Source organism: Metabacillus mangrovi (genome assembly GCF_009711125.1).
Lineage (GTDB): Bacteria > Bacillota > Bacilli > Bacillales > Bacillaceae > Metabacillus_B > Metabacillus_B mangrovi.
The window spans coordinates 73,840-88,900 of record NZ_WMIB01000016.1; the positions used below are offsets into that span (position 1 = coordinate 73,840).

The 15,061-nt window shown below is 47.4% G+C and carries 11 protein-coding genes and 1 pseudogene; 1 reads left to right on the plus strand and 11 read right to left on the minus strand.

The window, feature by feature from the left end; translation table 11 throughout:
* Positions 1 to 172: 172 nt before the first annotated feature.
* The 4 genes and pseudogenes from GKZ89_RS14730 to GKZ89_RS14745 all read right to left on the minus strand — a co-directional run bounded on the left by GKZ89_RS14730 (position 173) and on the right by GKZ89_RS14745 (position 4,410).
* Positions 173 to 1,684 carry a methyl-accepting chemotaxis protein gene (locus tag GKZ89_RS14730; RefSeq protein ID WP_155113163.1) on the minus strand — a complete coding sequence of 504 codons (1,512 nt, stop codon included), beginning with the start codon at positions 1,682 to 1,684 and terminating at the stop codon, positions 173 to 175.
* A gap of 151 nt (positions 1,685 to 1,835) precedes the next feature.
* Entirely contained in the window at positions 1,836 to 3,218 is a 1,383-nt protein-coding gene (locus GKZ89_RS14735) for an aldehyde dehydrogenase (protein WP_155113164.1), read from the minus strand.
* 95 nt (positions 3,219 to 3,313) lie between these two features.
* Complete coding sequence (locus GKZ89_RS14740; RefSeq protein ID WP_155113165.1) at positions 3,314 to 3,619, minus strand: ArsR/SmtB family transcription factor; 306 nt, start codon at positions 3,617 to 3,619, stop codon at positions 3,314 to 3,316.
* A 34-nt stretch (positions 3,620 to 3,653) separates the two neighbouring features.
* Positions 3,654 to 4,410: pseudogene (locus GKZ89_RS14745) on the minus strand (SDR family NAD(P)-dependent oxidoreductase).
* 271 nt (positions 4,411 to 4,681) lie between these two features.
* Between GKZ89_RS14745 and GKZ89_RS14750 the strand changes: the two are divergent.
* Positions 4,682 to 5,518, plus strand: a complete 837-nt coding sequence (locus GKZ89_RS14750) for a polysaccharide deacetylase family protein (RefSeq protein WP_155113166.1) — start codon at positions 4,682 to 4,684, stop codon at positions 5,516 to 5,518.
* Between the two features lie 16 nt (positions 5,519 to 5,534).
* On the opposite strand, the gene GKZ89_RS14755 is transcribed toward GKZ89_RS14750, so the two are convergent.
* The 7 genes from GKZ89_RS14755 to GKZ89_RS14780 all read right to left on the minus strand — a co-directional run bounded on the left by GKZ89_RS14755 (position 5,535) and on the right by GKZ89_RS14780 (position 14,461).
* Entirely contained in the window at positions 5,535 to 6,293 is a 759-nt protein-coding gene (locus GKZ89_RS14755; protein ID WP_430697392.1) for an NAD-dependent protein deacylase, read from the minus strand.
* Positions 6,294 to 6,322: 29 nt separating this feature from the next.
* Positions 6,323 to 7,366, minus strand: a complete 1,044-nt coding sequence (locus tag GKZ89_RS14760) for a mechanosensitive ion channel family protein (RefSeq protein ID WP_155113180.1) — start codon at positions 7,364 to 7,366, stop codon at positions 6,323 to 6,325.
* 287 nt (positions 7,367 to 7,653) lie between these two features.
* On the minus strand, positions 7,654 to 7,761 hold the full coding sequence (locus GKZ89_RS20925) for a YhdX family protein (protein ID WP_162356919.1): 108 nt from the start codon (positions 7,759 to 7,761) through the stop codon (positions 7,654 to 7,656).
* Positions 7,762 to 8,360: 599 nt separating this feature from the next.
* Positions 8,361 to 9,539 carry a type III PLP-dependent enzyme gene (locus GKZ89_RS14765; RefSeq protein WP_155113167.1) on the minus strand — a complete coding sequence of 393 codons (1,179 nt, stop codon included), beginning with the start codon at positions 9,537 to 9,539 and terminating at the stop codon, positions 8,361 to 8,363.
* A 2-nt stretch (positions 9,540 to 9,541) separates the two neighbouring features.
* Positions 9,542 to 10,753: an MFS transporter gene (locus GKZ89_RS14770; RefSeq protein WP_155113168.1), complete on the minus strand. Its 1,212-nt coding sequence runs from the start codon at positions 10,751 to 10,753 to the stop codon at positions 9,542 to 9,544.
* Positions 10,750 to 12,651, minus strand: coding sequence for an IucA/IucC family protein (locus GKZ89_RS14775; RefSeq protein WP_155113169.1), 1,902 nt, complete (start codon positions 12,649 to 12,651; stop codon positions 10,750 to 10,752). The genes GKZ89_RS14770 and GKZ89_RS14775 overlap by 4 nt, the downstream gene beginning before the upstream one ends.
* Positions 12,632 to 14,461 (minus strand): IucA/IucC family protein, encoded by a 1,830-nt coding sequence (locus tag GKZ89_RS14780; RefSeq protein WP_155113170.1) that lies wholly within the window; start codon positions 14,459 to 14,461, stop codon positions 12,632 to 12,634. The genes GKZ89_RS14775 and GKZ89_RS14780 overlap by 20 nt, the downstream gene beginning before the upstream one ends.
* Positions 14,462 to 15,061 lie beyond the last annotated feature (600 nt).

The following is a 15,061-nucleotide window of genomic DNA, read 5'->3' on the forward strand; positions in this document are numbered from 1 at the left end:
ATAAGCAGTTTGGATGGGCGGAAAGGGTGGAATTGAATGTGGAATTTAGACACCGGTTCCTTTAGTTTAGTTTAGTTTCATTTCCTTGATTTCCGGACTGGATGGCCTGTTTTTCCGAATGTCTGCCGCCGACTTACATATGCAAAAAAGCAGCCCGCGGGCTGCTTTCCTTCTAGTCTTTTTTTTCCTTAAGCGTCGTCACAAGTTGATTCAGATTTTCAGTGAGGTCTGCAAGGGAGCGGGCGATGCTGTGCAGGTGGCGGACTGCTTCCGATTGGTTTTCCATGCCGCTAATCATATGGCTGCTCGAATCGCGGCTTAGTTCTAGAGCGGTGGACATACCGGTGATGGAGTCACTCACTTCCTGAATGGTGCGGATCAGCACGGATGCCTCGTGGGCTACCCTGTCAGTTCCGGCCGCTGTTTCAGTGGAAGCAGCTGCAATTTGTTCAAAGGCTGCGGCGGTCGCTTTCACTTTTTTCATCCCTTCTCCAACAACGTTCGTTCCGGTATTCATTTCACGGGTGACCTGGTCGATGTTGGACTGGATCGTCTCAATGAGTTCTTTAATTTTTTCCGTGGATTGACCGGATTGGCCGGCAAGCTTACGGACCTCGGATGCCACAACAGCGAATCCTTTCCCTGATTCTCCTGCCCTTGCCGCTTCAATGGCTGCGTTTAAGGAAAGGAGATTCGTTTGGTCGGCAATGGCATTTATCTCAGAAACGATGCCGCCAATTTCCTTTGACTGCAAATGCAGAGCCGCAACTGATTGAGACAGTGTTTCAAACGTCCGGTGGATTTGTTCCATTTGCTGCTCTGTATCTACGACCGAGGATTTCCCCGCCGCCACAAGGTGATCGGCATTTGTGGACAGATTTCTGATTTCAATAGCTGCCGCCGATATTTCAGAAGCCCCTTTTTGGAGGAAATGCATTTTTTCCTCGCTCTGTCTCGCATCCTCCACCTGGGCTACTGCTCCGGAAGCGACTTCGGACGCTGTGCCGGTTATCTCGGCACTGATTTTCCCGGTCTGTTCTGCATTCTCTGTAAGCTGTCCCACGCTCTCGAAGATGCGGGTTGCTGTTACAGCAAGCTCCTCTGTCAAACGGTCAAGGGATTGCTGCTGCCACTCATTTTTCTCAACGAGTTCTTTCGTGAGCTTGTTTTTCGTATGAATCTGCCAGGAGATGCCGCCAGATGTCAGAACAAGATAGAAAGCGTGCAGAAAGAACATAAACCAGGTGTAGTGATGATCCCCGAAAAATAATTCGGTGTACGCAAACATCGCAAGCAAATGCGGAACAGCGAAAAGTACCGTCATGACTGAAATCAGTTTAATATTGTCATAGTAAGCGGCCAGTGCCACAACGAAAAAAATGGAGAAATGATAAACGACCATGCCCTCTCCGGAAACAATCATGGCCATACTTGAAAAAGTCAGGGTAAGAACAATGAACAGCGGCACCTTTCTATGCTCAGGATCCCTTTGATAGAGAAAAAAAGCTGCTGTCAGTGTCACGATTGGCAAGATAATAGCTGTAAAAAGGATTGGTGAGTAATGGGCCGCATGGCTTTCATTCCAGTGCATAGGCCAAAAGCGATGGATGGCCTGAATTCCGCAGGCAACGATGATGCACACTGCAGAAACCCAGAGCATGAGCCGGTTCTTAGACGCATTCAATGAATTTTTCCTCCTGTAAGTATTGCTAACAATTACTATAACGTACAATAGTCCTAAACAGATCAGCCTAATGCGTTTAAGATCCTTAATATTTTTCGACAAATCCAAAAAAAAAAACAGGACGAAAAGGGAACCGTCCTGTCATGCTGGATTATTTGAGCAGCTTGCGGATCAGCTTTAATCCGTTTTTAGCTGAAGGGTATCGGAACGAAAAATCGAACCTTGACGTTTGCTTTAAGACGCTTTTTGAATGGGAAAACGTGTCGAAGCTGTACTTTCCATGATAATTGCCCATTCCGCTCTCTCCCACTCCTCCAAACGGGAGATAGGGGGTGGCAATATGCATTAGCGTGTCGTTGACACAGCCCCCTCCAAACGAAACTCTGCCGAGCACTTCCTTTTCAATTTCCCTGCTTTCTGTAAAAAGGTACAGTGCGAGGGGCTTCGGCCGCCCATTTATGAAGGTGATGGCCTCTTCCAGTTCCGTAAATTCCAGCACTGGGAAGATTGGTCCGAAAATTTCTTCATTCATGACTGGGGATGCCGGATCCGGACTATCGAGGAACGTCGGTTCAATCCGGTGGTCTTCATCCGACCGATTCCCGCCGAACAGTATTTTTCCGTCGCTTAAGTAGCCCGTTAACCTGTCATAATGTCTTTTGCTGACAATCTTGGAATAGCGCGTGCTTTCAAGCGGGTTCTCTCCGTAGAATTCAAGGACAGCTTCCTGCATCGCCTCCTGCAGTTCCTGTTTAACCTCTTTATGAACAAGCAGGTAATCCGGAGCAATACAGGTCTGTCCGGCATTCGTAAATTTGCCGAAAACAATCCGTTTTGCCGCCAATGTAATGTTCGCGTCTTTGTGGACAATGACCGGACTTTTACCGCCAAGTTCGAGGGTGACAGGAGTCAGATGCTTGGAGGCCGCCTCCATGACGATCTTTCCGACAGGCACGCTTCCGGTAAAGAAAATATAATCAAAAGGCTGCTCCAGCAGTGCCTCACTCGTCGGAACTCCGCCCTCCACTGTTGCAATAAAAGAATCCGTGTAGATTTCCCCGAGCAGATCCTTAATGAGCGCTGATACATTCGGTGTGAGCTCTGAAGGTTTGATGACCGCCGTATTCCCTGCTGCAATAGCGCCTACGAGTGGAGACAGGGCGAGCTGAAACGGGTAATTCCATGGAGCAATGATCAATACAGATCCAAAAGGTTCTTTTATTACAAAGCCTTTTGAACCCGTATGTGTTAATGCTGTTCTGACTCTCTCAGGCTTTGCCCAGCCTTTCAGCCGCTTTAAAGTGAAGTTGATTTCTTCATAAAGGATCCCAATTTCTGTCGAGTAAGCCTCTAGTTCTGATTTATGCAGATCCAGAGCGAGCGCTTCTGTTATTTTACCCTCATGCTTTTTTATCGCTGCTTTCAGCTTAACCAGCTGCTCGATCCGGAAGGAAAGATCCTTCGTTTTTTGGTCAGCAAAATAAGCTTTTTGCCGGCTGAGAAGATCGGTGATTTCGCTTCTTGATGTTTCCATTCGTCTCTCGTCTCCTTTATTCAGAAATGACTCTCGTTTATTATTTTCGTACGTTCAAACTTTTAAACATTTAATACAGAGCAGATCTGCATTTATCAGAGATCGCACTCTTCTTCCATTTTTCCGATCAGCTGCTTCAGCAAGTCGACGGATGGTCCGAGAGATAGAGAATAGTACCTCTGTGTCCCTTTTTGCTCAATGGCTACCAGCCCGTTATCTCTTAAAACCTTCAGATGATGAGAGATCGCAGGCCGGGAAAGATGGGATTGCTCTGCAATTTCATTAACCGTTAACGTGTCTTGGCTGGCAAGCTGTAAAATAATATCCTGTCTCGCTGCATCACCAAGCGCTTGAAAAATCGGTGTGCAGGATCGGAAAAGGTCTAAAACTGGTTCAGACATGTGTAATCAGCCTTTCTTTAATCAAGTACAACCATTATACACCATCTGCTCTTCCCTGCACTTTTCTGACGATGGAAGTGATTTGTTTACGCGGCAAGATACGGACGGAGGCTGCAAGCAGCTTATTCTTAAAGCCAGGAACGATCACCGATTTTCCACTCATCCACTGTTTATAACCGATTTCTGCTACCTCTTCTGCAGACATGGTTCCACTTTTAAAAAGCTTCGATTTGCCGAGTTCCGCTCTCTCAGAGAAGCCGGTAGCAGTTGGGCCGGGACAAAGGGCAGATACATTTACCCCTTCCAGCTCATTTTCAAGAGCTTCTGAAAAGGACAGCACATACGCTTTCGTAGCATAGTATACAGCCATGAGCGGGCCGGGCTGAAAGGCTGCAGTAGAAGCAATATTCAGTATGCCGCCTTTAGCAGCCGTGATCTCAGGCAAAAACAGCTTCGTGATATGAGTCAGGGAACGGACATTCAGGTCAATCATATTCAGCTCTTCTTCAAGATTGGTTTCCGAAAACTCGCCGTACAGCCCGAATCCTGCATTGTTGACGAGGTGTGTAACGCGGATTCCTTTTTCTGGCAGCCATCCTGCTGATTTCTTCAGGCTTTGATAAATCGGCCTGAACGATCTCTGCAGTTATGCCAAATTGTTCAGTAAGATTTGCTGAAATGGCTTCAAGCTTCGCTCTGTTTCTCGCTGCCAGTATAAGTGAAAATCCATTTGCGGCTGCCAGTTTTGCTAATTCAAGTCCGATTCCTCCGGATGCTCCAGTAATTAGCATGGTCCTGTTCAAAATATCTCCTCCTTTATATGTTTAAACATTTAAACACTTAAACTTACAATCCGAGTATACTTCGTACAGCTGATAAATGTCAACTCCATTACAGCAGAAGGAGATTTCCATTATATAGTCATCAGGACAATAGGCTTTTATCAGCCATCCTTTGCTGCCTGTCGCAAAATTGTTACCTTTTTGTAACAACAATCTGGTTATCTTCCGTTACACTACTAGAAGGATACATAGAAAATAACGTCAAAGAGGAGATGTTCAAGTGGGAAGCAAACAGCCGACGGTGAAATACTTAGCCTTAAAAGCAGGCTTGCTTGCAGGCTTATGCGGTGCGCTGATCTTTCTTTGGATTGGAAACGAATGGCATACACCTGTCAAAGCCAAAATCAAAACCGGAGAAGTCCCTGTGCTCAGTCATGGAAGCGAAAAAGAACTGCTCAAACGGGACCCTCAGGGTATGAACTGGACCAGAACGGAAAAAGTTGAATCAATCAGGAAAAACACCGTCTTTCTTACATTTGATGATGGTCCTTCTGCATCCACCGATGAACTGCTCCAGGTTCTTGATCAACACAAAGCGCCCGCTACCTTTTTTATGCTGGAGCCGAATATGAGAAAGCACCGCAAAGAAGTGCTGAAAACGATCCAGCTGGGCCATGCGGCAGGACTTCACGGAGTAACCCATAATCCGGATCTTTATTATGCCAGTCCCGAATCGGCCACAGGAGAAATGAAAACCGCAAATGACACGCTCCAAAAGCTGACCGGCGTATCAACGGGTATTGTCAGGACTCCTTACGGCAGCAAACCGAACTTAACGGAGCCTGAGCAGGAGGCACTGCTTGCAGAAGGATTTCAGTATTGGGATTGGAATGTGGACAGTCTCGACTGGAAACACAGCACGCCGGATTTTGTGTCAAATGTCCTCGAACAGACTGAGAAGCGGACGAAGGACTTCCCGGAGGAGCCCATCGTCATCTTAATGCATGACCGGCCTGTCACACCTGAAGCAGTGGATCAATTGATTCCGAAGCTGAAAGAAAGAGGATACTCTTTCGCATCCATACAGGAGGAAATGATTCCTGTCCATCTTCAATAGGAAAAAGCCCGGCTTCTTACTGCCGGGCTTTCTTCATGCATTGTTCCGTCTCGTCGACTGTGTCACCAATCGAATCATGAATGACGAGATCAAATAAGTGATCCAGCCGGGTCGGTTCCCGGTTAATGAGGACCATCTTTTTATTTCCCCTGTACCGGAAGTCCTTTGGAATCTGATTGACCGGATATACTTCAAGCGAGGTGCCCATCACAATAAGCAGATCCGACTGGTCCACAGAAGAATAGATTTCTTCCATATGCTGAACAAAATCTCCAAACAAGACTACATCTGATTTAAGGATGGTCCCGCACTTTTCGCCGGTTTCAGTGCGGGAACTGCATCTCGGAACATCCTCTTCATGAATATGATCAAGTCCATAGGAGGCACCGCACTCCGGACAGGCTGCTGTCTGAATCGAACCGTGCATATTGTACACTTTCCCGGATCCGGCTTTTTCATGAAGTCCATCCACGTTCTGAGTGAAGATGGATACGTCTTTTCCAAGCTCCTCGAGCCTTTTTAAAAATAGATGCCCCCTGTTCGGCAAATGCTGGCTGCTTAGCTTCGTCTGGAAAATCTCTTTAAAATAGAACCAGAACTTTTCCGGATGGCTCATGAAATAAGAACGGCTCATCACTTCTGTTCTGGAAAGGTCTTCTGTCCATAGTCCACGGGAAGACCGAAAATCCGGAATTCCGGATTCCGTACTGACACCTGCTCCCGTCATAACAGATATCCTGTTTGCCTCTTCCAGCCATCCTGACAGCATCTGAATTTGCCCGTTCATAAAAAAAACCTGCCTTTTTAAGAATACTGCCGCTGCTTCTCCTCTTCCATCGACCGTTCAATATAAAGTGTCTGGCTTGGGAACGCGAACTCAACGCCTTCTTCTTCCAATATACTCATAATTCTCAGGTTCATGTCCTGCTTAATTTTCAGATGCTCGCCATAGATAGTCGTTTTCGTAAAGCAATTGATCAAGATATCAAGACTGCTGGCACCGAACGTATCGAAGCTCACCTGATAGGATTCATCATCAATACCGTCGTGATCATCAAGCATGTGTTCGATCCTCTTTACGCAAACCTTCATTTGCTGCGGAGTAGTATGATACGTAACACCGATTTTAAAATTAATCTGTCTTTTTCCCATCTTCGTCCAGTTTGTAATCGGCTCATTGGCAAGCGTCATATTCGGTACTGTAACGAGCGCCTGGGCAAAGGTTCTAATTTTTGTACTTCGGAACGTGATGTCCTCAACTACCCCTTCTACACTCGGTGCTTTAATCCAGTCCCCGATCGTAAACGGCTTTTCCGTAATAATCACGATGCCGCCAAGGAAATTCCCGATCGTATCCTTTGCAGCCAGCGCAAAGGCGAGTCCCCCTAAACCAAGCCCGGCCACAAACCCGTTCACGTCGTAGTCAAATTCCTGGGCAATGATGCTGAAGCTGAGCGCCACAATGACAAATCGAAGCAGCTTGGAAAGGAACGGGACCAGAATATCGTCAATCTGCAAGTCGAACCTTGTATTGACTTTATTAAAAAACAAGGAAGAAGACCCTGTAAGGTTGTACAGTCCCCACGAGATGACAACAACGATGGCGGACCGGTAAATCTCGTTGACAACCTCCATCCTCTCCGTGAAAAATGGAGAATAAATGATGGCCAGGTAAAGGCCGATCGAAACGAAAAGCCATCGGATCGGTTTTTCAAATGAAAGCAAAATATGCGTAAAAAACTCCGTTGGAGTCCTTCTGCTGATCTTCATGATCAAATGAAAAATGTACTTTGTGAATAGTTTCCTCAAGATTAAAAACAGCAGCAGGATGCCAACACTGATTCCCATCTGCACTGCATTTTCATATGTAAGCCATTTTTCCACTTTGCAGTCTCTCCCTTTCGAACAGGCATTGCTGAATACAGAAAAGAATTATACTATAGATTTGTTTTAATAGAAGCTGTTTTTGTGTCTATTTATCTATACCTGTATCAATAAAAAATAAACGGCTAATTTTTCTTTTAAGCTGTCTGAAATTAAAAAAGCCGCCAGTTTAGGGGGGCCTGGCAGCTTAAAGCAGGATTTAAGTATAGTTTCTTGAAAAGGCATGAAAACGTTGGTTTATGGAAGCCGGATCATTTCTTCTCCTTAGAGTTATTCTGGTCAACGAGGGTGGCTTTGTACATCTCTTCATTCGTCTCAACTTTAATACTCTCCTCCACTCTAATTCTTCCTTTTCCCATTGTCTCGCCTCCTTTTACACATCATAAATTTATCAGAATATTAAGTAAATAAATCCGATTGCCTAATTTTCTCAGAAAATTCTCCAAAGGGTTTAACCGCCTTCATTCGAACTATCCCGACAACAATGCCGTAAAAAAGGGAAAATAGGCGAATTCCCTCTAATTTTAAAAACAATCTTTTCGAATAAACAGGTATTTCTTTCTAGGAAAAAAGGGTATTTTCGGTTGGAAAATATCCAAATTTTTTTCCGCCCGCTCCTCCGTACAGGCTCCGTGATGGCAGATTTAAGGATCCGCCTGCCTGCCCTCCCTGTTCAGCAGCCTTTTTTATGAATCAACACATCGCTTAAATATAAAGTTCTGTTAAACTTGGCTGTTGATTTCCGCTGCAGGCGTTCGCTTTCCGCGGGGCGGGCGGTGAGCCTCCTCCTCGCTTCGCGAGTGTGGGGTCTCACCTGTCCCGCTGCTCCCGCAGGAGTCTCACGCCTTCCGCTCCAATCAACAAATATGAAAAATCAACACTATGCTTTAACAAAGCCAAATATAAAAAAACACCCCCCATTAAATCGAAGGGGAGTGGGATCGGTCACCGGAAACATTCACATGTAAATCATCTCCGGCTTCCCGTGGCTGAGAAAATCGTGGTGGGAGATGGTCCAGGCATACGCGCCTGCCTGGTGAAACAAGACAATATCACCGACACGGATTCTAGAACAGGGCATACCCCTCACAAGTACATCGTTTGGTGTGCAGAGCTCGCCCGTAATCCAAATCTCCTTACCCTTGAGTTCGGGGCGGCGGAGCGGATAGGGCCACTCTTCGATCTCCACGATTTCAAAGGGATGGCTCATTTTCCAGGCTGCCGGAAGACGGAGATGATGGGTTCCTCCCCTTACTGCCGCAAAGGCTTGGCCGTGATTTTCTTTTACATCCATCACTTCTGCCGCATAAAATCCAAACGGTCCGGCAAGATATCTTCCAAGTTCGAAAACGAGCTCCCACCGGTCTGGTGCCGTATCCGTAATGGACGGCAGTTTTTCAGCAAAAAGCTCCCAGTTAAACGGGGCATCTGTCTGTTCATAATCAATGCCAATGCCTCCGCCAAAGTTAACGTAATCGATTTGCAGATGATAGAGCAGCTCCCAATGCTTAGCCCGTTCAACGCATTGGGCTGCAAAGGAGAGATGCGCCTCTGCATCCAGATTATTGGAGACTGAATGAAAGTGAAATCCGCTCACTTCTATAAATGGAAGCTGCTTGATTACTTCCATCGCAGCCGGCAGCTCTGACTCGCTGATGCCGAATTGTGTCGGCTTGCCTGCCATGGTCAGCCTCGCTTTTCCGATGGCTTTTTCAAGGTTGATCCTGAGAGCGATGCCCACTTTTTTCCCCATCATCCGGGCGATGTGATCGATCCGTTCTGCTTCCCATATGCTCTCCGCATGGATCATCCGGATCTCTCTCCCGATCGCTGCCTTAAGAAAATCGTCCGTTTTTGCCGGTCCGCTGATGACTTTGCGATGATCAGGATAAGCTGACAGCTTGTCCAGTTCCCCGAGAGACGCAGCCTCAAAACCGTCCACGTGCTTGTTAAGGGTCTGGAGCAATACAGGATCCGGATTCGCTTTCATGGCATAGTAAAGATTTACCTTCTCCGGCAGGGAAGCAGCGAGGTTTCGGGCATGCTCCTCCATCCCCTTCACATCATACAGGTACGCGCAAAAAGGGGAAGTCTTCATTTTCATCATTTCTTTTATAAGCCGTTCAGTATTGGGCATCGTTATCCTCCCGAATTATTATGCATTCTTCCAAGCGGACGGCTGAAAAGGATCCCGATGACAAGGGTCAGTACACAGCAGGAAAGCCCCATCATCATTCCGCTCCAATACACATTCCATTCAGCAAGAAGAGTAAAAAGCAGGGTACCAAAGGAAATAAACCCCCTGTCCATAAGAGCGATGCTTAAAATCCTTCCTCTGTAATGGGCAGGAACGTGCTGCTGCAGAGAAATCCTGTTCAGCGTCCGGTATAGCTGTCCGAACAATCCCATCAAAAAAACAATCATAAACAGCAGATATGTGCTTGCTGCAGCTGTCATCATCCCCATAATGAACAAACCAAACAGGACGGAAGAACCAATCATTGTCCAGTGGTTCGTCTGAATCCAGCCTCCCGCTAAAAGCCACGTCCCGATAATCGCCCCAAACGAAGAAAGGGAAAGCAGCAGCCCGAATCCATCCGGGCCTATATCCATCAGCGAATCAGCAAAGATAGGGAGCATGGATGAATAGGGGAACCCAAAAGTCATTGGAATGACAGAAAGCAGGAGCAGCCCCTGGATGCAGGAATCCTTTTTCACATATGTAATGGCTTCCCGCAAACCGGCTCCGCCTTCTTTCCCTTTCCGGCTGCGGACAGCTTGTCCAGGCGGAACAAAAATCATGACAGCCCACGAGACAGCGAGCAAACCAAGAAACGCAGTAAATAAAAACTCCGGTGTCATGGCGCCAAGCAGCATGCCCGCAGCAGCCGGGCCGAGCAGCCGGGCGACATGAATCATCGAACTGTAGTGGGCAACGGCACTCGTTAACCGTTCCTTCCCGGTTAAGTCGGCAAGATAGGCATTCCGTACAGGTGCTTCTACAGCCTGAATGGCGGAACGGATAAAGACAATCGCTAAAATGAGGGTCATCGGCCCGTCCCATGCCGAAATGAGCCAAACGGTGGTACCTATGATCATTAGCTGGCTGAGAAGCAGTACAAGCTTTTTCGGATACCGGTCAGCCAGCACCCCTCCCATCAGGCTGAACAGGAAGATTGGCAGTAGACGGCACACATTGACCAGCCCCAAGTAGAGCGGAGATTGCGTCATTTGCAAAACAGCCCAATTCAGCACCGTAAAATCCGCCCACTCCCACAGCCTCCCTGCAAAGCCTGATGTATAGAAAAGCCGGTAGGCACGGGAACGAAAAGCAGAAGATTCGGTCATCATCCGACTGTCCAATCCAGATTCAGCGGATTTGGAGCATCTGCATATACATACCCGTCCCGGTCAGGGAACAGCCTCATCGAGGAAAGGGCTTTGTGTTTTACAGCCCGGCTGAACAAGAACTCCCGGTCCTCCTCTGCATTGCTGCCCCCAATTGTGCTCAGGATCATGTTTGTTTCCTCCGCCAGCCATTTCCACGGGATTTCCTCGCTGCAGCCAGTAAAGACAGACAGAATCCGGAACACCTCTCCAAAGTGGCTCTGATAGGCGGTGTAATGCATTTTCCTCCGCATTTCATCCAGAGAATCTGTCAGTGAGACGGAACCCGGCATAAATTCCGGCTCGAACCCTTGAGACTCCAGACGTTTCCGGTAAATTCTCGCTCCGCCCCAGTCTCTGAATAGATATTTAACCGGTTTCCCGTCTTTAAAAACGGCAATAGAATTCTGCATGTGCCCTTCAAGTCCGATGCCGTACTTTGTCATCAATGTAAGTGTGCCGGGAAGCACAATGGATATATACGACTTGATAAAGGGTTGAAATCCTTCTTTCAGGCTAAGACTGTGTTTTTCGCAAAAAGCAGCAAATAGATCTTCGAGGATAAGCCGTTCAGTAAAGGGCGAACGGCTGTTATAGGAAGAAGCCGTAACCGGAATTTCCCCCTCGCCGAGCAGCTCCTTCAAACCGCTCCTCACCATGGCCGTCATGTTGCGGCTTTTTAATGGATTTTCACTTTTTAAAGCGGCTCCATATATTTCAGGTACGGGAATGAATGTATCCTTCAGTTGCGGCTCCTTTTCCACAATCTCCATCAAAAGCTCGGACACGACAGGCCCGTTTAAAGCAGTCTGTGCTGAAACGGACCTTTTCGTAGAGGTCATCTGGGAATGGACCGGAAGCTTAAGGAACCAGTCATTTCCCTTTGGAACGACTGTCCGGAACGAAGTCGTCGGAAAGCATTCCCATTCTAAATCAGCTGGAATCAGAATGTCATTTTCCAGCTCATCTGCAAACAGCCCGGGAACGATGTGTTTAAGCTGCCACGGGTGCACTGGAATCAGAAGCCATTCGTTCAGATCCAAACCTGAAGCGCAGCAATAGGCTTCTGCTTTATCTTTCAGTCCGGGGAGCCCGCTGTACATGCATTCATTCGGATCCTCTCCATCCTTTACCTTCCACAGGAAAGCAGACTTTTTCCCAAGCATGAAGGAGATGGATACCTTTCCGTTCAGTTCCGGAGAAAAACGGTAGACCTCCTCAGGCTCCATTCCCATTTTCGTTTTAGTGCCGGGATGCAGGTGATGTCCTTCAATGCACAGCTGTTCAAAGAAAAGAAAGGGATTTTCGAGCCCTAAGGCATACTCCAGCAGATTTTGATTTTCCGGCAGATGTTTCCTTCTCTCTTCATATACGGCATAAGTGAGCGCCAGGTTTGCGCTTCCGTTCATCAGTTCATCGGCATAGCTTTCCCAGTTCCCTTCAAATTCCGAAAAGGACGGATGGGAAGATTCCAGCACGTCAAGCAGCTCCCGACAGGAATGGATCTTTTTTAATCCGTCCTTCAGCAGAAAAAGCTCGGAGATCATAAACCGGTTAAAGGCATGTCTGCCTGAACAGGAAAAAATAAGATTTGCCCTGTCTCTCAGCGGAACCGAAAGAAACAGCGCACCTTTTTCTCTTCCCGGAAGCTTCTGCTCCCATTCAATTGCACCCGATCTAAGCTGCAGTACATCTTCCCGCAGAAGCGATTCCGCCCATTTGTATAATATAGCCTCTTCCGCAGCAGGAAGCTGTTCAAGAAAGGCTTGTTTCAAATGAGGAAGCTTCTCCTCTATAAATTCCTTCATTCCCGCAGCATACGGATTTCTATGTTTTTTGGCATCAGTTTTGTAGTTCAGCATGCATGCTTCCTCCCTTGTTCACGATGGCAAACGGATTGGGAACCTTCGAATAAATGTTATCGATCGTGTACTGGAGCCTCATCCCGACAAGGCTTTTCAGGGAAAGCTCATCCCCTGCCATCGCCTTTCTGTCTGTCTCCATGTCAGGATCATCCCTCAGGCTGCTCCAAACCTTTTCCATTTCCTCATATACCGTTTCCCACAGAAAGGCTTCATTTATCCGCAGTTCTTTAACAAGCTGAACAATCAGCTCCCCAAGATGATTTTGAATGATTGCATGGGCTGCTGTGTCATGAAGGGCTGTTTCATTCTCTGCTTCCACATGGGTCTCTTTTAAAAACACAAATTGCTTTCCTGATTTTTGCAGACGCTGATTGAGTATCTTGATCCCGCCAAAATCCCGTACCATCAGCCTTACCGGAACTCCTCGCTTCAGGACCGGAATGCTGTTCTGAAGATGGGCCTCAAGACTGATTCCAAACCTTGTCATCATCGGCAAAAGGGCTTCGAACAGCACCCTTGCATAGTCTCCGATCCAATTTTTTGCGGCCTGCTCAAGCGTCGGGATCCCCATCGTCTCTTTATACAAAGCGGCTGCTTCCAAAAGAAAGGAACCTTTTCCGGTTGGAGAATCCGAGATAAAGGCTGTACCAGGCACAGCGATTTCTCCGGAACTGATGCTGATTTCAAGCTCCGGATTAAGCCGGATCATGGCTGCCAGATTTTTCTCCCGCAGCTCCGATTCCGGATCTTTAAAATGAATTCCTGCTGCTTCTTCGAGAAGGATCAGATTCTTCGGAAAGCCTTTCTGGCTGGATAGCTCCTTAAACAGCTTTGAAAACATCGGTCCGTGAATGGCGGATGCGGGGGAAACGGTCCGGACTGCGCTCGTTGCCTGCACGTTTATCGCTGTTTTCAGATGAAATGGATTGTTCCTTCCCTTTCCTTCCGGCAAGAGGGTGCGGAGCGAAGCGAGTGCTAAAGCCGGCTCCCTGAGACCCTTTAGCAGCAAAATCAAGCCGCTTTCGTATTCGTTTTGATAAAGGTCCATTACAGTATGTTCTGCCTGCCATGGATGAAGCGGGATGCATTCATAATCATCGGGGTTCAGCGACCGCTGCTGAAGCTCGTTCGTAAAAACCGATTCAAGCCGGCTGTTTTGCCTGAACAGCAGCTCTTTCACCTTTTCACCATGCAGAAGACTTGAAGCGGTCAGGCTTCTATGAACCGCGGCATACACAATATCCGCTCTCCCTCCGCACTCAGGAGAATAGGCTCTAACCTCCGCCTTGCTCATCCCCCGTTTCGTCTTTGTGCATGGATGGAGCGTATGCCCATGAACCGCAAGCTGTTCAAGAAAAGCGAGCGGACTGAATGAGTCATCCTCTACTGCCAGCTCCTCCAGCCACAGTAAAGTATTCTTTTCCGGACTCCACTCAGACTGGCGCCTGTAAAACGAGCTTAGACCGATCGCATAATTTTCTTCACTGTTCTGCAATTCCGCCTTGAAATGATCTGCCTCCTCCGTTACAGGAAAAAGACCATGTGTTTGCAGAAGGCCGATCAGCTTAGAAGCCTCCTCAATGGTTTCTGATGCTCCACCCTGAAGCAGCTCTATACGGCCGTTCTCAAACCGGCTAAGAAAAAACATCTGTTTAATCTCAACACGGATGGATGCCTTCTGCTGTAAATCGATGAACAGCTCATCTCCAACGATTCTGTATGGAACAAGCTGTTCACGGATCAGGCTTTGAACAAGCCTGTTCAAAATGCCCATCTTAGCTATATGTAAAGGATTCACTTGATTCATAGGAAAAGGACCTCTCTCTTTCGATAATGAGAATCAATCTCATTAATCATAAATAATCTTCATCCACTTATCAATACTTCAATAGTCTTAATCTATGCAAGCCGTCAGGCAGTTAGGAGAATAAGAAAGGATGGCAAACCATTGTACCTGGAGTCTATTTCCTAGGGACCATAGAGGGTCGGCCTGTTGCCCGGCCACCGTTACGGCCGGGAACAGAGAAAAAGCAGAACCACGGTTCCGCTCCCGGCTGATGATGCAGTTTTTAGAGGTGGTGAAAATTAATTATGGCGGCTGGGCTCGTGGGGAAATCGCGCTTTGTGGATCAGATAAGGGCTTTGGAGACCCTTTTCGCGGGAAAATCGCGCTTTTCGGACCAAATAGCGGCCCTGGAGACCGAAGACTCTGCTTCCGGTCTCAGGAGACGCTATTTCTGCTAATTTTGATCTTTTTGCTCCCGTTCGGTCCTGAAAGACGCTATTTGCGGAATTCCGGCCCCAAATCGGCTGAAAATCCTAAAATAGCTGCCGCTGAGACCGTTTCACCGGAAAATCGCGCTTTTCGGACCAAATAGCGGCTCTGGAGACCGAAGACTCTGCTTCC